Source organism: Candidatus Riesia pediculischaeffi (assembly GCF_002073895.1).
GTDB classification, from domain to species: Bacteria; Pseudomonadota; Gammaproteobacteria; order Enterobacterales; family Enterobacteriaceae; genus Riesia; species Riesia pediculischaeffi.
Genome location: NZ_CP012839.1, coordinates 85121 through 104628 on the forward strand (window position 1 = coordinate 85121; position 19508 = coordinate 104628).

The following is a 19508-nucleotide window of genomic DNA, read 5'->3' on the forward strand; positions in this document are numbered from 1 at the left end:
TTCAATTATCGATACCTTACAAATAATGCATAGAGAACCGATATTAAATTACTATCAAAGAAGATGAAATGTCATAATTAGGAAGATCGAACTTTTTTGGATATTCTATACAAACCAGATATAATCCTCTCGAATTTATTTTCGGTCCAGATTTAGTTCTATCTCGCATTTTGATCAAATCACCTATCCATTCTACCCTTCTTTTACCTTTTCCAATTTCGATTAAACTTCCAACAATATTTCTAACCATGTTGTAGGCAAAAGAATTTGCTTGGATATCCACGATAACATACCCTAACGATCTTCTCACACATGCGTATTGTATATTCCTTGTAGTCGAACGATTTTGATGATCAGATGAAATAAATGAACAAAAATCCTGTTCTCCTAGTAGGAGTTGAGCAGCTTCATTCATATTCTCATGATCCAGTCTTTCAGGAACATGAAAAACATTGGAATACAACACAGCTGGACGAACTTCTGCGTTGAAAATAATATATCGATAATACCTAGATATGGCGCTGAATCTTGCATGAAATTCGTAGGATACATTTTTTTTCCAAGACACTGAAATATCTCTTGGTAGATAATGATTTACACCAGATATCCAAACTGAATCCTTCCGTATTTTGGAAGTTTCAAAATGTACCACCTGTCCGAGAGCATGTACTCCTGCATCTGTCCTTCCTCCACAAAATACTTTTATCTCTTCATTTGTTAATTTTTTTAACGAATCTTCTAAACACTCTTGTATACTGCTTAATCCGATCTGTCTCTGCCAACCGTGATATCGTGTGCCATCATACTTTATTCCTAACGCAATCCTGTTCTGCATCGTTATTTCAAAAGTTAAGGAATCTATTATTCAAAAACATCGTAATTAATAAAGGTAAGGTAACAATTATCTAATTGTACAATTAAAATTTAATTGATTGACTATCTAAAGTGATTTAGCGATAAATCCGATTTTCTTTAACAAACTAAACGAACTTACATCGTTGCAATTCACTTCGATCGATGACCACTCTCTACGAATTGGATAATTGTTACGAAAATTCTCAAAGGAGTTTTTCCTATCTCTTTCATGCATTTTTTTCCATAAAAAACTATCATCGTTAGCGTTATAAATCAAATGTATCAGACTTCTTAGATCCTCTTGATTAACAGATCCATTCAGATAGATCTCTTTAAATTTTGGTATTGGTAAAAATCGATCTTTCATAAAACTCATCGGTTCTTTTTTTAAGAACTTGTTCAACTTTTCAAAAATTTGAAATACACCTCTCATTTTAGATTCTATCGAATATCCAGCAATATGTGGGGTACCAAGCATAACACGATCAAATAAATATTCAGAAATATGTGGTTCATTTTCCCAAACGTCTAGTATTATTTTAATTTTTTTTCCTTTATGAAATAAGAGAGCGAGAGCCTGATTGTCTATCAAAGATCCTCTACTAGTGTTGATCAATATTCTATTTGTTCCAATAGCATCTAGAATATCCTCGTTAAATAAATGATAAGAAGAACTATCTAATGATGAATGTATAGATATAATATCAGACCTATGAACTAATTCTTCCATCGTAACGAATATCTCTCCTTTCTTCCTCTCAGTTGGTGACATTATAGGATCATATAGGATTGTTGTTATTCCTAGATTATTTAAATAAAACCTTAATAAACTGCCGATATTGCCATATCCTACGATCCCAAATACCTTTTCCTTCAACTGAAAATTTCGATGATCGATCTGAGATAACAGAGCTGAAATAACATATTCCACTACAGATATTGCGTTACATCCATCTGCATGGCAAAAAAATACTCCGTTATTTTTCATCCATTCTTTATCCACATGATCTGTTCCAGACGTAACACTTCCAACAAATCTTATACCAGTATTCTTAATTAATCTTTCATTCACTTTAGTAACTGATCTAACCACTAATATATCTGTGTTCTTTGATAATTTTTTGTGAAGTGTCTTATTATCAAATATCTTTGTACGACCAACTTTATTAAACAATTCTAAAGCGTATGGAATATTTTTATCTATCAATATGTTCGGCATTCCATCCATTTTGAAACACAATTCCCGTTATCACATGCGTTAATGAGGTAAAAATCTTAAAATATATAACATCTTAACATCTTAAGAACTATACATATAATCTTTTAAATATTTCGTTTAGTTTCGAAAACGAAAAGCGATAAAGATATCACTACAACTGATAAAAAATATCATACAATAAAAACTTATGATCATCTCCTAAAAACTGACAAAGAAACTTTTTCCATCAAAATAGAGGCGTTTGTCCCTCCAAATCCGAAACTGTTCGACATAACCGATTTTATTTCTTTTTTAAAACACTGAGTAACGATATTCATGTTCTTTGCATTTCTATCAATGTTGAAAATGTTGACACTCGGAGCTATAAATCCATACTTCATCATTATCAAGCTATAAATAATCTCATGAACTCCAGCAGCTCCTAGCGCATGTCCAGTCATTGATTTAGTACTGGAAATCAAAGGAATATTCTCTTTACCAAAAACACTCCGAATAGCATCTAATTCTTTAATATCTCCTATCAAAGTCGATGTTCCATGTGTATTAAGATAATCTACATCGTTTCTCCTGTTAGATAAAGCCATTTTCATGCATCTTTCTGCTCCCTCCCCTGATGGGGAAACCATATCATACCCATCTGAAGTAGCACCGTATCCAGTTATTTCAGCATATATATTCGCACCTCTCGATAACGCATGGAACAATTCTTCCACAACAATGATGCCTCCCCCTCCAGAAATCACAAACCCGTCTCTTCCTTGATCATACGGTCGAGAAGATTTTTCAGGAATATGGTTATACTTTGTTGATAAAGCACCCATCGCATCAAATTCACAACTCAATTGCCAACTTAATTCTTCCCCTCCTCCAGCAAAAACGATGTCTTGCTTATCAAGCTGGATCAGCTCTAAAGCATGTCCTACACAATGTGCAGAAGTGGAACAAGCAGAACTGATTGAATAATTCGCCCCTTTAATTTTGAAAGGGACTGCTAAACAAGCTGATATCCCAGAAGCCATTGCTCTCGTAACCATATAAGGACCTATTCCTCTCAATCCTTTTTTTCTCATTGTGTCAGATCCAAATACCTGATGATACGGTGATCCGCCTCCCGATCCGACTATGATTCCAGTCCTGATGTTAGAAACTTGATCAGATGATAATTTAGAATCAGAAATAGCTTCATGCATAGCTAGATATGCATATATAGAACAATCACTCATAAACCTCAAAATCTTCCTATGGATTTTTTTTTGGATATATTTTTTATCGAGTTTAATGTTACCCCACACTAAACTTCTTAATCCAACATTTTTAAATTCTTCTGAAAACTGAATTCCAGACCTTCCAAGCCTCAGAGAACGAAGAACTTCTTTTTTGTTATTTCCAATACTTGAAATAATTCCAATTCCAGTAATTACCGCTCTTCTCATTAAAAATATACCTTGTTCTACTTATAAACTACAACTAATTTCATTTTATGACATCTTGAAATTGATTTGAGAGCACCCATATGAAGCCTTATGATCTTTAAAATTCTCAAATATTTTTAATCTTTTTTTTTAGAGTTAAAACAGGAAACCTGAAGATAAATATTAAAATCTTCTAAAAATGAAAACTCAACCAAAGAAAGAAAAACGAATATCATCTTCGATCTTATTGAAGATCAATATGAATAGGAAAACTATACAACTTTTAAAAGACATCTAAGAAGTTAGTTTATTTGTTATATCTTGTTCTAACATAATGGATATTCAAAATGCTTTTCAATTGAATTATAAAAAAAACATCGAGCAACTATCTCATACATCTTCCTTTATGCATTAAAAAATGATCGATTAATACGATGGCTAACATTGCCTCCACAACCGGAACAGCTCTTATTCCGATACATACATCATGTCTTCCAGAAACAGAAATAGTTACTTCTTCTCCATCATGATTGATCGAAGTACACGGAACTTTGATGCTAGAACTAGGTTTAAACGCAATATGTACTACTACATCTTGACCTGTCGTAATTCCCCCTAGAATTCCTCCGGAATGATTGGTACGAAAAGTACCTCCTTTTCTTATTTCATCTCTGTGATAACTTCCGTTCATTTGAACCACATTAAATCCATCTCCTATTTCGACAGCTTTAACTCCGTTAATATTCATCATAGCATAACTGATATCTGCATTTAATTTATGAAAGACAGGCTCTCCTAATCCAGGAAACATATGTTTTGCGAATACTGTTACTTTTGAACCCACAGAATCTCCAATCTTCTTCAAGTGAGAAAATAATTTTTTCAACTCTAAAATTTTTGAACTATCTGGACAAAAAAAATTTTTTCTAGATAAACAGCTTGGTTCTTTAAAATCGATGAACATATTTCCTACCTGACTTAAATAAGCTTGTATCGTAATCCCTAAATTCTGTCTTAAATACTTCTTTGCAATTGATCCGGCAGCTACCCACATCGCTGTCTCTCTTGCAGAAGATCTACCGCCTCCTCTATGATCTCTAACACCGTATTTTTTTTGATAGGTATAATCGGCATGTCCAGGACGAAAGATCTCTCTAATGTTATCATAATCCTGAGATCTTTTATCGCAATTATTTAAAATTATTCCAATTGGATTACCTGTAGTAAAACCATTAAAAATACCAGATAATATCTCTACTCTGTCAGGTTCATTTCTCCGACTAATGCCATCTTCATTTTCTGATGGTCTCCTACGATCTAAATCAATTCTCAGATCTTTCTCTGAAATTTTCATTCCAGGCGGAACACCATCGATGATACACCCTAGAGACTTTCCATGAGATTCGCCAAAAGTAGTAACTCGAAAAATTTTACCAATTGAGTTTCCAGTCATAATGCTATATTTATGTTTCAATTAATTCGATAGTTTATTTTGAAAGATTTAAAAAAAGTGTTGATTTTTAGAAAGTTGTTCTTTTTTGATGCAGAACACTCCATTTCCTTTATTTTTGAGATTCATTATTTCAAAATCAACTTCTGGAAAAAGATTGATCAAGTTAATTATATTTTTTCCTACCTCACATAATAGTACACCTTTCTCACTTAAAAAATAAGGAGCATGTTTTAATATTATCTTAATGAACTTCAGTCCGTTTTCACAAGCTTTCAAAGATATGGATGGTTCTGCACGATATTCTTTTGGTAAAAATTTTAACGTTTTACAATCCACATATGGAGGATTAGTGATGATAAGATCATATTGTTTTGAAGGAACATCTTTAAAAAGATCGGATTGAATTAAATTAATCCGTTTTGAAAATGAATGCAATGTAACATTTTTTCTAGCGACCTCCAGCGCTTTAATAGAAATATCAGAAGCATCTATTTCTGATTCTTCGAAAGCATACGCACAAGAGATAGCGATGCATCCGCTTCCGGTGCAAAGATCTAGTATTTTTTTTGGTTTAATATCCACGATAGATTTAAAACTATCATCAATTAATTCTGAAATCGGTGATCTTGGGATAAATACCCTTTTATCTACAAAAAATTCATGTCCACAAAACCAAATCTTTTTTGTTAAATAAGCTGATGGTATTCTTTTAAACATTCTTAGTGATAACTTTTCAGAAATTTTTTTTCTTTCTGAAGTAGTTAAACGAGAAGATAAAAAGACTTCTGGGATATCTGTTGGTAATCTGATCGTAGAGAATAAAATATATACTGCTTCATCAAATGAATTATCCGTCCCTTGTCCATAGCAAACATTCGAACTATTAAGCTTTGTTATCATCCATCTCAACACATCTTTAATAGTATATAGTTCCATAATCTCCTTTCTTATCATTTTAAATTTATTTTCCATTATTTATACCAGAAAACTTTTTAGACACTTAATTTGATTAAATTATCTTTGTAAATAAAACCCACGATAAACATAAGTTTTAAAATTAATTCTATAAAACATAATAAGATTTTTTCATCGATCTTACATTTTTTTAGCAAAAATATTTGTCACATTGATGAAATTTACTATAATAAACAAAAGAAATACTCTTATGAAATCAGTTCAAAAATAATCTGATGAATTTAAATTCTTTATAGAGAATTCTACATCTACCTAAAAATCATAGAAAAATTCTATTATGTAACATTAATAACAGTTTCATAGAAAGTTCAATTTGATTCGATCAAGTCAACAAATGTTACATTATGTTTCTTCTTGTTTGATAAGGTATGCGTCAAAAAAATTTTAATAGGTATTATACTACTCACTTTGGAAGATATCTGTCACCGAACATTAAAATTGTATTTACACCTCTAATAATAAATTATGTTTTTTTTTGTGATTAATTGTGTTCTCTTAGTTAAATGGATATAACAAACCGTTCCTAACGGTTAGTTACAGGTTCGAATCCTGTAGAGAACGATAGAATGTTCATTCATCAAGTTTTGAAAATTATCGTAACCTTCCTGTTTTAAACAGGAAAGATCTTATAAGTTAATTTTTTATTTTTCAAGTTTCAATTTTTGAAAATATTTTTCGCACAAAACGTTTAGATCTTCAATATCTTTTTGCCATTCTCCTTTATTAATAGTCTTTTCATCCGGGTATAAAGTTTTATTAGATGTTATAGATTTTGGAAGAAGCGCTACAGCTCCTAGATTAGGTGTGGGATATCCAATTTGCTTAGAAACTTCTGCTGCTATTTCCGGTCTTAATAAAAAATCGATTAATTTGAGTGCTCCATCCACATTTTTTGCATTTGATGGAATCGCTAAACTATCCATCCAAAAAATTCCTCCCTCCTTTGGCCAAACAAAATCGACTGTGAACCCAAGTCTTTTAGCCACTACGGAAGATCCGTTCCACAACATTCCAATGCAAGCTTCTCCCTGTAAAAATGGTATCGCTGGATTGTCAGAATTAAACGCTATTATGTTCGGTATCAATTTTCTTAATTCCTCATAGGCCATACGAATTAACTCGCGGTCTTTAGTATTACCAGAGTATCCAAGTTTCATTAGAGTCATTTGAAACACTTCTCTTGCATCATCTATTAAAATAATTGATTCCTTAAATTCAGGTTTCCACAGATCTTTCCAAGAGGAAATATGTTGTTTTTTTGAAAAAAGATCCTTATTAACTCCTATTCCTGTTGCACCCCATATGTATGGAACAGAGTAATCGTTTTCAGGATCAAAGGATTTACGTAACCACTTCGGATCCAGATAGTGAAAATGTTTTAATTTATTTTTATCTATTTTTTGCAACATCCCTTCTTTCTTCATCTTAGATATGAAATAATTCGAGGGAACAACCAAATCATACGATTCTTGAACACTTGTTTTAAGTTTGTTATACATATTTTCATTTGATTCATATGTAGAGCATATAACTTGAATACCAGTCTCTTTGGTAAATTGACTTAATAACCAGGAAGGAGTATATTCAGACCAGTTATAGAAATATAGGATTTCTTTCTTTTGTTTTGCAAAGGAGTAAGATCCAAAGAAAATTATCTTAATCAAAAAAATAAAAAAAATATATTTTTTCATATACTACACCTGTTTATTATTAAAATGAAAAACATCTTCTACCAATGTGAATTTTTATTTCATAAAACATAATGTGATTTATCTTGACTTCATCGATATGCTTTCGAAAAAATGTATGCTATTCCACATTCTCTTGTATTATCAGTTTTTTTATCATCTTCCACATTGTTCGAACTAAAAAAAAACACGAGATAAAAAAAATCAATAGTAAAAAAGATAACTCATTTATTTCTGAAGATATCCCTACTTTTACCATAGAATAAATCTTTAACGGAAGTATTTCATATCTTGGTCCAGTAACAAAAGAAGAAATAGTTACATCATCTATTGAAATAATAAAAGTTAAAAACCAACTAGATATTATCGTTGGAATGGATAAAGGGATAATAATGTTTCTTAGAATAATAAACTCGCTGGCGCCGAGATCTTCTGCTGCTTCCAATAAACAAACATCAATTTTTTTGATTTTGGAATATGTGATAATTACCGAAAATGGTAGACAAAAAGTAATGTGAGATAGTAACAGAGAAAAAAATCCTAATGATATCCTGAAAAACTTAAAAAGAAGTAGGAAAGAAATCGCTATCACAATATCAGGAGATACTGCGATTGTAAATAACATACAATATATGAACAACTTACCTTTAAACCGATACCTTAAAAGAGAGATAGAGATTAATAGTCCTATCGCTGTAGTTACACTAGCGGATAGTAAAGAGATTGTCATCGAGTTAAATGTGGATTGTATCAAGGAATCGTTTTGCCATAACATCTTATATTTGCTCAAATCTGCATCCTTAGTACAATTTTTAAATTGAGAAAAATTATAGGAATTTATTATGAGAATGATTATCGGAATATAAAGATAAGAATACACAAATATAACAAAGAAATTCCGTAAAAGACGAATAATCATATTTAATCTACCTTTTTTTTATTAGATTTAAGATAATATAATAAAAATAAAGTAATAGACTAGTAAAAATAATTAGTACTATGCTTGTTGCTGAACCAAATGGCCAGTCTCCTAAATTTAGAAATTGACTTTTAATAATATTTCCGATTAACAGAATTTTTGATCCACCCATAAGATCAGATACATAGAATAAGCTCATTGAAGGTAAAAAAACTAGCAGAAAACTAGATATAATATCCGGAACAGTTAATGGAAATATTACTTTAATAAAAATTTGATATTTACTAGCTCCTAAGTCTTTTGCTGCTTCAACCAAAAGATAGTTGATCTTCTTAAAACTCAGATATATGGGTATGATCATAAAAGGAACAAATATATAAATCAATCCGATCATCACTGCCGTCTTTGTATACAAAATTTTAATCGGTTTATTAATTACTTTCGACCAAATTAAAAACTCATTAAAATATCCGTTTCTACTTAGGAAAGTTTTCAAACCATAAATTCGAATAAGAGAATTTGTGCAAAATGGTACGATAATCAGAAACAACATCAATTTTTGAAATCTTTCTGAAATATTAGATAAAAAAAATGCACAAGGATAGCTTATGATCAAACAAAATAAAGTAGAAGTCATAGAGATTGAGAGGGATTGTAAAAAAGCTTTCTTGAAGATCGGATCAAACAATTTAATATAATTTTCAACTGTCAAATGCGTGCCAATAATATTTTCTCTATCTTTTGTTAGAAAGCTGATTATAAAAATTAGTACGTTTGGAAGAAGTATAAAAGTAGACAACCAAAACAATACAAAGGTAATTATGACTCTTTGAAAATTACAATAGCTACGATTCATCAAAAAAAATTATCTCCGAATTTTTTTTCCACTTAATTTCAATTTTCTGATTCAACAAATTATTTTTTTCTTTTTCTGATTTTCCAGAAATTTCTCTTACTTGAATTCTCTTCCCATTTTTTATTTCAACTTCTGTATCGATGATCATTCCTCTATAATTTATTTCTCTGATAAAACCAATCAATTTTTCGTCGCTGAACCCTTCATCCTCAGTGTCTTCAATTTTTAAATCTTCCGGTCGTAATAATATCTTAAGTTTTTGTCCTTTACGAACAGAAAGTTCAGTAAATATATCGTAATATAACCCTTCGCAGTTTATTTTAGCTCTCTTTCTATCGTTCAAACATAATACAGTAGCATCTAATACATTAATTTCTCCTACAAATTGTGCAACAAATAAATTCTTAGGATTTTTATATATCTCTTCTGGAGATCCATCTTGTTCTACTTTACCTTCTTTCATAATCAATATTCTGTCTGACATAGAAAACGCTTCCGTTTGATCGTGTGTAACATAAATAAACGCAATTCCTGATTGACGTTGCAATTCTTTCAATTCTTTTTGCATTTTTCTCTTTAAACTATAATCTAAAGCAGATAACGATTCATCCAATAGAAGTACTTTAGGTTCGTTGATCATCGCTCTTGCAATAGCTACTCTTTGTTGTTGTCCTCCAGAAAGTCGGTGAGGATAGATATTTTTTAGTTTCTGTAGTTGCATTTTTTCTAAAATTTTTTCTACTTTTTCTGATATCCTTGAAGAAGGATGATTTTTTATTTTTAATCCAAAAGCGATGTTTTCAAATACAGACATATGTGGAAATAAAGCATAGTTTTGAAAAACTATATTTACATTTCTTTCCGAAGGATGTGCTGTAGTAATGTCATGACCATCTAAAAAAATATATCCTTGATCAGCAGTCTCTAACCCAGCAATCAATCGTAATATAGTGCTTTTTCCACATCCTGAAGGTCCTAATATAGCTAAAAACTGTCCTTTTTTTACTTTTAAGCTAAATTTAGAAATAATTTGTTTGCCATTAAAATATTTAGTTAAAGACTTTAGTTCAATTAACAATGTATTAGTTGTTATCTCTTTCATTTTTGTTGAACGGTATCGATATTTTAAGAATTTCCAATCTTTTTGGAATACATTTGAACAATGTATTTAAAATAATCATTCATAAGATAACCGACATCTTAAAGATATAAAAATAGAGTTTAGTCACACTTCGATTTTTCTTTGAAAGAATGGTAAAATAAAAATGTTCAATTAATGTCAAACATTAGAAAGAATATCGAATATTTTGAAATATTGGAAGAACATTTTGAACTGTATGGAATATTAGAACAAATATTCTTCTAAACTTCTACGATAGATTTTTGTCATCTAAAAGTTTAGAATAAAGATTCTTATTGTAAAGTGAAGTCTATGATAGATAGTAACTTTAATTTTACCCAACTCTCATAAAATGAGAATATAAATGAATCGGGTCTATAAATCTCTATTTTTAAAAAAAAATAAATCTAAAACTAACCTGAAAGTATTAAATCACAAGTAATAGATTAAATTTCTAATTCGTTATTGTGATTGAATATTTTATGAAGAATTAAACGGTAAAAATCGTAGATTTACGAGAAAAATCGGAGATCAAAATGTAAACTTATCTTACAATAAGATCATAGAAAAATGAATTACAATAGATGGATGATTATTCATGTTTCGAAAACTTTAGATAGCCCGCTTCTGTAACAGAAAACTTTTTAATCATCGAATACAATTGGGCAATACCAGATTCGAACTGATGACCTCCTCCTTGTAAGGGAGATGCTCTACCAACTGAGCTAATTGCCCGCACAAATTTTATTGTAAGATTAAATACCAGATAGATTGGTACACCGTCAAACATAAAATTTCGTTTATATTACTTCATATGTTTTAAAAATACAAATCTATTCCAGATAAATAGAACGATTCATTCAAATTCTATCATCATAACACTTTTATAACAAAGAATATAATATGAAAAATATCAAAACTCGTTTTGCACCAAGTCCAACTGGAAACTTACATTTAGGTAATGTTCGTACAGCTCTATATTCTTGGTTATTTAGCAGAAAATTTAACGGAAAATTTGTATTAAGAATAGAGGATACTGATTTAAGCCGTTCTTCGGAAGAATCTAAAAAAGATATTTTAGATATCATGAAGTGGCTAAAATTAAATTGGGATGAAGGACCATATTATCAAAGTCAAAGAATAGAATATTATAACAACGTGATCGAAGATATGATCTCTAAGAATCTCGCTTATCGATGTTACTGTTCCAGAGAAAGACTTAATGCTTTAAGAAAAAAACAAATTGGAACTGGTGAAAAACCAAAATACGATGGAAATTGTAGAAATGTTATATCGTATGTTCTTAAGAACCGACCTCATGTGGTTCGTTTTAGAAATCCAGACTTATCTGTTGTTGTAAAAGATTTAATTCGCGGAAAAATTATATTTCATAACTCTGAATTAGATGATTTCATAATTCGCCGAGAAAATGGTATTCCAACTTATAATTTTTGTGCATCGATCGATGATCACGAGATGGGTATTACTCATATAATAAGAGGAGAAGAACATATTAGTAATACTCCAAAACAAATTAATTTTTTACGCTCTATTGGAGCAAATATCCCTGATTATATCCATATATCATCTATTTTGAATCATGATGGGAAGAAAATATCTAAAAGAGAGGATAAAATATACGGAGTTAAATTTTATAAAAAACAAGGATTCTTACCTGAAGCCATTTTAAATTATCTTCTACGTTTGGGTTGGTCTTACGGAGATATTGAAATATTTAACATACAAGATATGAAAAAGTACTTTTCTATAGAATCCATCGGAAGATCTCCAAGCATGTTGAACTATAAAAAGATGTTGTGGATAAATAGATGTTATATAAGATCCTTATCAAACAGTAAAATTATGAGATATCTAGAAGATTTTTATATTGCTCAGGAAAAACTACTACATCGAAAAAATATCTTAGAGAAAGTTGTTAGGTTATTTAAAGACCGTTGTAACACTCTATATGAAATGATTGAACTTTCTGAATTTTTATTTCATAAAAAAATTAAATTTCAAAAAATTGAACCAATATACTTTAGCAAAACTTTTTTAAACATATTAGATACTTTTAAAAAAGAGATATCTAAAATATCAAACTGGAAAATTTCAAACATTCATTCTACAATTCTTGATTTATCAAAAAAATTTAAAATTGATATCAAAAAAATTTATATGTTACTAAGAATCGTTTTAACTGGAAAAAATCAATCTCCTGAAATTAGTTTCGTAATACATGAAATCGGAAAGGGATGATGCTATCTTTAAAATAGATTACTACTTCCAATACATTCAAATTAATTACAAAAAACTTCACGATAAACCATAGAATGCTCATATTTTTTATTTTAGGAATGAAATTTTTAAACAGTTAAAACCCTTATCAGATATGATTAAGAATCCGTTTTGCAGAACACTTTCATTTAGGATCAGTTTATTTCAAAATATATTCTAATCTACTGATTGATTTCTATATAAATCTTATAGAATACGAAAACTACTAATAGAAATTATGAACATATATATCTGAAGTTTGAAAGTATATTGTAATTTTTTTTGTGAGATTCAATGATGTTTATAATAAATCTCAGAAATTAAGATAATTTCATTGTTCAACATCAGATCGTAGTATAAAAAAAAGATATCAACTGATTTTCAAAATATTATAGATCTTTCAAGAAAAGCAAAAATTATAGCGGTTCAACTTGAAATATACTAATTAATTTTAAAAGCTGATTTTAATTCTTCCACTTTATCTGTTTTTTCCCAAGGAAAAATTAAACGACCAAAATGTCCATAAGAAGCTGTTTTTAAATAAATTGGACGAAGCAAATTAAACATCTTAACTAATCCATACGGTCTGAGATCAAATATTTCGCTAATTACACTATTTATATGGTCGATACTAACCTTTTCGGTTCCAAATGTTTCAACCATAACGGAATTTGGTTCAGGTATTCCAATTACATAAGATATCTGTATTTCACACTTTTCTGCAACTCCAGCGGCAACAATATTTTTCGCTATATATCTTGCAGCATAAGCGGCCGAACGATCAACTTTAGAAGGATCTTTTCCTGAAAATGCTCCTCCTCCATGTCGAGACATTCCTCCATAAGTATCTACTGCTATTTTTCTTCCAGTCAATCCGCAATCTCCCATAGGACCTCCTATAACAAATCTTCCCGTAGGATTGATAAAATATTTTGTATCTTTTTTTATCCATTTTTTGGGAATAATTGGAAATATGATTTCTTCCATTACTCCCTCTATTAATGAATCTCTATCAATTTCTTCAGAATGTTGAGTAGATATAACAATCGAATGAACACCAGTAATTTTATTATTCTCATATCGTAGAGTAACTTGACTTTTTGCATCTGGTCTGATCCATGGAAGAATACCATTTTTCCTAACTTCAGATTGACGTAACATCAACCTATGAGCATAAGTGATAGGAGCTGGCATGAATTCATTTGTTTCCATACTAGCATATCCAAAAACAATTCCTTGATCACCTGCTCCTTGTTCAATTGGATTTTCTCTATCAATTCCTTGTAATATATCTGGAGATTGTTTGCTGATTACATTAATAATTGCGCAAGAACTAGAATCAAAACCAACCTTCGAACTTGTATAACCAATATCAAATAGAATTTTTCTTACAGTACTTTCAATGTCTATATTCGCTTGAGTTTGGATCTCTCCACCGATTATAACCATGCCGGTTTTAAGATAAGTTTCGCAAGCTACCCTAGAGAGTTTATCTTGTCTAAGAGCTTCATCAAGAATAGCGTCAGAAATCTGATCAGCAACTTTATCTGGATGACCTTCTGATACTGATTCAGATGTAAAAATCCGTTTGATCATATATTTATATATTAACCTTTTATATTTATAAAAATCACTTCTAAACTATCTTTTTAATAGTTGCATATTAATCCAATTATAAAAAAAATAACATCCAATACTTCTAATGAGATTGCCTTACTTTACATTTAACAACACTAGTTGATAGAATGCTGATGTTTTACGATAACGGATTAAATTATAATGATTAAATCTGAAAATAAGGTAATTTGGTAAAAATAAAAACACCAATTTATAACCATTATAAACGATAAAAGTACAACAAATATTGTTGCTAAAAAAGTTTTATGTTCCAATTTGTCAAAAGGTATTAATAATAAATTGGATTAATTTTTTATCGAAGGATATGCAATGTATATCCAAGCTAAATTTAGTAATGAGATCGAGAACTTGATACTTTTGTCAAATTTAAACATAAACAGAAATCATTTTTAAAAGACTACATTATGCTATAAATTAGATTCATACGGATCTGAATATTATAGAGTATATATCGAATACTAATATAAGTTTATTCAATGAACTCTTTGAGTTTATTTAACATTCGATTTAACCATCATTTTAAAATATGATAATGTACAGAATAATCATTTTTACGTACAATTACATAATTTTAAAAATATATAAATTTTAAAAAAATATGAGTCTTATCATTTATAATAGATGAAAAATAGTTTTAGTCATGTTGCAGTATTATCGGAAGAGGTAATAAAAGCATTAAACATAAAAAGAGACGGAACCTACATTGATTGCACTTTTGGACAAGGAAGACATAGTAATCTAATTCTTTCACAGCTACAAGAAGCAGGAAAATTAATAGCAATCGATCGTGATCCTCAATCAGTTTCAATAGCAAAAAAAATTAATGATAAAAGATTCACTATCAAACATGGTTTATTTTCAAATATATATAAATTTTCAAAAGAAGAGAATATCGTTAGAAAAGTGAATGGAATATTACTCGATTTAGGTATTTCCACAGTACAAATTAATGACGCGAAGAGGGGTTTTTCTTTCAAAAAAGATGGAAATTTAGATATGCGTATGAATCCGATGACAGGAATTTCTGCAAAAGAATGGTTAGAAAAGGCTAAGAGAGAAGAAATTGAATCGGTTTTAAAAAAATACGGAGAAGAAAAGAAAGCATACAAAATATCTAAGTTGATTTTCCGATACAATCATTCAAGAAATTTTAAAAAGATCACTTGTACAAAGGAATTAGTTAACATCATCTCAAAAGTAAATTCATATCACAAAAAGCATCCAGCTACAAGAACGTTTCAAGCGATTCGAATCTATATTAATAATGAATTAGAAGAACTAAAAAAAATTCTAGAAGAAGCTCTCAGAGTATTAGCTCCTTTCGGAAGAATAGTAGCGATCAGTTTCCACTCTTTGGAAAGTAGATTAATCAAAAATTTTATAAAAAAATACAGTAGTTATGTCATAATTGACCAAAAAATTTTTAAAAGAAACCAAGAGAACGATCTTTCTCAGAAAATTAAGTTGAAGTTAATCAACAAAGTTAAACCGAAAAGAAAAGAGATTCTTGAAAATCCTAGATCAAGAAGTTCATTGTTAAGAACAATTGAGTTTCATGTGAAATAAAGATTAAAAAAATGAAAAGAAATAATAGTTTAACAAGGATGATTGCTACCGATATTTTAAACATGAATTTCTTTAATTTATTATTATTCACCTTAATAATCATCACATTGATAGAAATTTTTAAAGTAAATTATCAAGTAAAGTTGTTGACAATCAAAAAGTATCAAGAGATCAAAAAGGGAGTTCTTTTACAATCTGAAGAAGATAACTTATTTTTTAAAAAAATAATTACCGAGCATTCAAAAAAATAAAACATGTGTATCAACTTGAGTTAAACCGGAACATGTATGGAGAAGAAAGGAAAGGACCATATCATAACTTAATATCCAAAGATTCTCATTCATATAAAGAACAAAAAAAATTAGAATCACGTTTTTTAATTGTACTATCAATTTTTTTGATCTGTATCATCGTCATTTTATTAAGAGCAGGATATTTACAAATTTTCGATTCTGAAAAATTAGTCAAATTTCATAATGTTTTTTCTTTAAGGACAAAAAAAATACAACATGATAGAGGGTTAATATTCGATAGAAACGGAAAAAAATTAGCAGTTAATTTAGTTTCTTATTCTATCGCGGTGGATCCAAAAACAATTTTAAAATTTAGTGATATTAGAGAACAAAAGAACTGGAAAAAATTATCTATCGAACTGAAAATTCCCATAGAACGAATTTATCATAAAATCATGTCCTCTAAAAATCTTAGATTTGTCTATCTAGTTAGAAGAGCGGTTGGATTAGACATCAGTTCGATAGTTAAAATGAAGATCAGTGGATTATACATTTTTAAAGAATTAAGAAGATATTATCCGTATGGAAAATTTTCTTCTAGCTTGCTAGGGTTGACGAATATAGATCACATTGGAATAGAAGGAATTGAAAAAAGTTTCGATCTTACATTAAATGGGATTGAAGGACAAAAAATTGTTCGTGTTGGAAGAAGTAGGGAGACGATAGAAGAGATTTCAGTTGTCAAACAGAACACATTACCTCAAAATCTAACTTTGAGCATCGATAGTGAGATACAATCTGTTATCTATAAAACACTAGAATATCATATTTCAAAAAATCAAGCTAAGTTAGGAATATCCGTGTTATTAGATGTAAATACTGGAGAGATTTTATCAATGGTCAGTGTACCATCTACAAATCCAAACGGATATTTTTACGGTCGTCCAACAAAATCTACCAGAAATCGAGCGATATCTGATTTATTTGAACCTGGATCAACTGTAAAACCGATGATCGTTATCAAAGCGTTAGATAAAAATACTGTTAGTCAAAACAGCATCATATCAACAAAACCATATAAAATAGGAAAACATTTGATCAAGGATGTAAAAACATATGATTGTTCATCCATTTCAGAAATACTTCAAAGATCCAGCAATGTAGGATCTTCCAAAATAGCATTGATGATGAGTTCTAAAGAACTATTAGATACATACCTGAAATTTGGATTTGGAAAATTTTCTGTAGGATTATTTGGCGAAAAAAAAGGCAGATTCCCATCTATTGAAAAAAAGTTAAGTCCTATAGAAAAAGCTACTTTTTCTTTCGGATATGGTTTTATGATCACACCATTGCAACTAGCCCAATCTTATGCGAGCATCGGAAGTTATGGAATTTTTCGAACTTTATCTATTTTAAAGAAAAATAGTGAACTGTCATTAGAAAAGAGAATATTTCCAACAGAAATTGTTCAAAAGGTAGTTAATATGATGAAACATATCTCCTTGAAAGAAATAAAACATCTTAAAAAAACAATAAGATATGAAGCAGCGATAAAAACAGGAACAATAAAGAAAGTCGATCATGGTTCATATGTTAATAAATATATTTCTTGTACTGCAGGTATTGCTCCAACATATCGTCCGAAGTATTCTTTAGTAGTTATTATTGATGAACCAAGTTCAGGGAAATATTATGGAAATTTGGTGACAACTCCAGCATTCACTGAGATTATGAATAAAATTCTTGAGATAAGTGCATCCTAGAATGAATGATATCGCAAATCTAATTTCTAATTTTTATGAAGAAATATTTCAAATTATCGAAGTTATTATCTAGTTTGGAAATATCTGTCCCGAACATAATGTTCAAAGAAATGAAACTAGACAGTAGAAAAATCGAGAAAAATGACATATTTTTAGCTGTTCCTGGATCGAAAAAAGATGGAAGAGATTATATTGATCATGCTATAAAAAAAGGTGCTTCTGCAGTCATTGCTGAATCTTATATATCGAATAAAAAAGATGGATACATAGATTTTACACGGAACATACCAGTAGTACTCATTAAAGACTTAAATAAAAAGATGATCTCTCTATCAGAGAACTTATATAAGATTCCAAAGAAAGCGATCAAACTGATTGGTGTTACCGGTACTAACGGAAAAACAACTGTTGCACATATTATCGCGCAATTGGCAAATTTGTTAGGCGATAAAAGTGCAGTTATGGGAACTGTTGGAAATGGATTAATCGGAGAAAACATTATATCCAATGGTTTAACAACTGCATCTTGTATAGAAATTCGATCCATATTACAGAAATTTTTTAAAAAAAATGTTAAAATAGTTGCGATGGAAGTTTCTTCACATGGGTTAGCTCAAGGAAGAACTTCTAATCTATCATTTTCTTCTGCGATTTTTACTAACCTTACAAGAGATCATCTAGATTTTCATAAAAATATAGAAAATTATAAACTTGCTAAAAAAAAGTTGTTCTATGAATATAGTTGCAAAAACAGAGTATTTTATGTAGATGATCCGGTAGGATATGAATGGATGAGGGATTTTCCAGATTCCTGTGCCGTTTCTACAAATTGTAAAAATCTTCCAAAAATCTATGGTCGATCATTATATGTTAAAAAAATAACCTATTTGAAAGATCGAACGGTAATCCATTTTAGCTCTGATTGGGGTGACGGAGAAATAAAAACTTCATTTTTAGGAGATTTTAATGTATCCAACTTCGCATTAGCGATAGCATCGCTATTAATGATGGGATATCCTATTCGATCTTTAATAAAAAATACGGAAAAAGTACTCCCTATTGTTGGAAGAATGCAAATTATTTCACATCGCAATCCAAGAATCATCATAGATTATTCACATAATCCTGACTCCCTAAGAAAATGTCTAGTTTCACTTAGAAAACATTTTAAATCCAAGATTTGGTGCATATTTGGATGTGGAGGTGACCGAGATAAAGGAAAAAGATCGATTATGGGAGAAGTTGCAGTAAGATATTCTGATTTCGTAATCATTACGAATGATAATCCAAGATCGGNGGAAGAACCTAAAAAAATTTTTGAAGATATTCTAAAGGGGTGCGTCAACCTGAATTTTGTACGTTGCATTCCAGATCGAACAGAAGCTATTAGATATGCTATTTTTCAATCTAAACCGAATGACACAGTCATAATTTCTGGAAAAGGACACGAAGTAAAACAAATTATGAGAGATCATCAGACATTTTGTTCTGACCATCAAATTGCATTAAACTGGTTGTCTAGAAAGTGATC

General features: G+C 29.9%; 15 protein-coding genes and 2 tRNA genes. 6 read left to right on the forward strand and 11 right to left on the reverse strand.

The window, feature by feature from the left end; genetic code table 11:
* Positions 1–43: 43 nt before the first annotated feature.
* The 5 genes from truA to prmB form a co-directional block, all read right to left on the reverse strand.
* Positions 44–835, reverse strand: a complete 792-nt coding sequence (truA, locus tag AOQ87_RS00430; protein WP_039719554.1) for a tRNA pseudouridine(38-40) synthase TruA — start codon at positions 833–835, stop codon at positions 44–46.
* 105 nt (positions 836–940) lie between these two features.
* Positions 941–2083, reverse strand: coding sequence for a 4-phosphoerythronate dehydrogenase (locus AOQ87_RS00435; protein ID WP_080626461.1), 1143 nt, complete (start codon positions 2081–2083; stop codon positions 941–943).
* Positions 2084–2265: 182 nt separating this feature from the next.
* Positions 2266–3507 carry a beta-ketoacyl-ACP synthase I gene (gene fabB, locus AOQ87_RS00440; RefSeq protein WP_039719553.1) on the reverse strand — a complete coding sequence of 414 codons (1242 nt, stop codon included), beginning with the start codon at positions 3505–3507 and terminating at the stop codon, positions 2266–2268.
* 364 nt (positions 3508–3871) lie between these two features.
* Positions 3872–4939: a chorismate synthase gene (gene aroC / locus AOQ87_RS00445; protein WP_080626462.1), complete on the reverse strand. Its 1068-nt coding sequence runs from the start codon at positions 4937–4939 to the stop codon at positions 3872–3874.
* Positions 4940–4987: 48 nt separating this feature from the next.
* Positions 4988–5911 carry a 50S ribosomal protein L3 N(5)-glutamine methyltransferase gene (gene prmB / locus AOQ87_RS00450; protein WP_039719551.1) on the reverse strand — a complete coding sequence of 308 codons (924 nt, stop codon included), beginning with the start codon at positions 5909–5911 and terminating at the stop codon, positions 4988–4990.
* A gap of 492 nt (positions 5912–6403) precedes the next feature.
* Between prmB and AOQ87_RS00455 the strand changes: the two genes are divergently transcribed.
* Positions 6404–6475: transfer RNA gene (locus AOQ87_RS00455), tRNA-Arg, on the forward strand.
* 80 nt (positions 6476–6555) lie between these two features.
* On the opposite strand, the gene AOQ87_RS00460 is transcribed toward AOQ87_RS00455, so the two are convergent.
* From AOQ87_RS00460 to AOQ87_RS00480, 5 genes are all read right to left on the reverse strand, one after another.
* The gene (locus AOQ87_RS00460; RefSeq protein WP_039719550.1) at positions 6556–7605 is read right to left on the reverse strand and encodes an extracellular solute-binding protein; all 1050 of its coding nucleotides are present in this window, start codon (positions 7603–7605) and stop codon (positions 6556–6558) included.
* A 118-nt stretch (positions 7606–7723) separates the two neighbouring features.
* Entirely contained in the window at positions 7724–8521 is a 798-nt protein-coding gene (locus tag AOQ87_RS00465; RefSeq protein WP_039719549.1) for an ABC transporter permease subunit, read from the reverse strand.
* Positions 8522–8528: 7 nt separating this feature from the next.
* Entirely contained in the window at positions 8529–9377 is an 849-nt protein-coding gene (potB, locus tag AOQ87_RS00470) for a spermidine/putrescine ABC transporter permease PotB (protein ID WP_039719548.1), read from the reverse strand.
* Positions 9367–10479 (reverse strand): spermidine/putrescine ABC transporter ATP-binding protein PotA, encoded by a 1113-nt coding sequence (gene potA, locus AOQ87_RS00475; RefSeq protein WP_039719627.1) that lies wholly within the window; start codon positions 10477–10479, stop codon positions 9367–9369. The genes potB and potA overlap by 11 nt, the downstream gene beginning before the upstream one ends.
* Positions 10480–11159: 680 nt before the next feature.
* A tRNA-Val gene (locus AOQ87_RS00480) sits at positions 11160–11232 on the reverse strand.
* Positions 11233–11400: 168 nt separating this feature from the next.
* Between AOQ87_RS00480 and gltX the strand changes: the two genes are divergently transcribed.
* Entirely contained in the window at positions 11401–12756 is a 1356-nt protein-coding gene (gene gltX, locus AOQ87_RS00485; RefSeq protein WP_080626463.1) for a glutamate--tRNA ligase, read from the forward strand.
* Positions 12757–13215: 459 nt separating this feature from the next.
* On the opposite strand, the gene metK is transcribed toward gltX, so the two are convergent.
* Complete coding sequence (metK, locus tag AOQ87_RS00490; RefSeq protein ID WP_039719547.1) at positions 13216–14370, reverse strand: methionine adenosyltransferase; 1155 nt, start codon at positions 14368–14370, stop codon at positions 13216–13218.
* 663 nt (positions 14371–15033) lie between these two features.
* Here metK and rsmH point away from each other — a divergent pair.
* From rsmH to AOQ87_RS00510, 4 genes are read left to right on the forward strand one after another with little or no spacing between them, the layout of a single operon-like run.
* Positions 15034–15978: a 16S rRNA (cytosine(1402)-N(4))-methyltransferase RsmH gene (rsmH, locus tag AOQ87_RS00495; protein ID WP_039719546.1), complete on the forward strand. Its 945-nt coding sequence runs from the start codon at positions 15034–15036 to the stop codon at positions 15976–15978.
* A 38-nt stretch (positions 15979–16016) separates the two neighbouring features.
* Positions 16017–16229, forward strand: coding sequence for a cell division protein FtsL (locus AOQ87_RS02770; RefSeq protein WP_420885308.1), 213 nt, complete (start codon positions 16017–16019; stop codon positions 16227–16229).
* A gap of 32 nt (positions 16230–16261) precedes the next feature.
* Positions 16262–17977: a penicillin-binding transpeptidase domain-containing protein gene (locus tag AOQ87_RS00505; RefSeq protein ID WP_080626465.1), complete on the forward strand. Its 1716-nt coding sequence runs from the start codon at positions 16262–16264 to the stop codon at positions 17975–17977.
* 35 nt (positions 17978–18012) lie between these two features.
* On the forward strand, positions 18013–19506 hold the full coding sequence (locus tag AOQ87_RS00510; protein ID WP_080626466.1) for a UDP-N-acetylmuramoyl-L-alanyl-D-glutamate--2,6-diaminopimelate ligase: 1494 nt from the start codon (positions 18013–18015) through the stop codon (positions 19504–19506).
* Positions 19507–19508 lie beyond the last annotated feature (2 nt).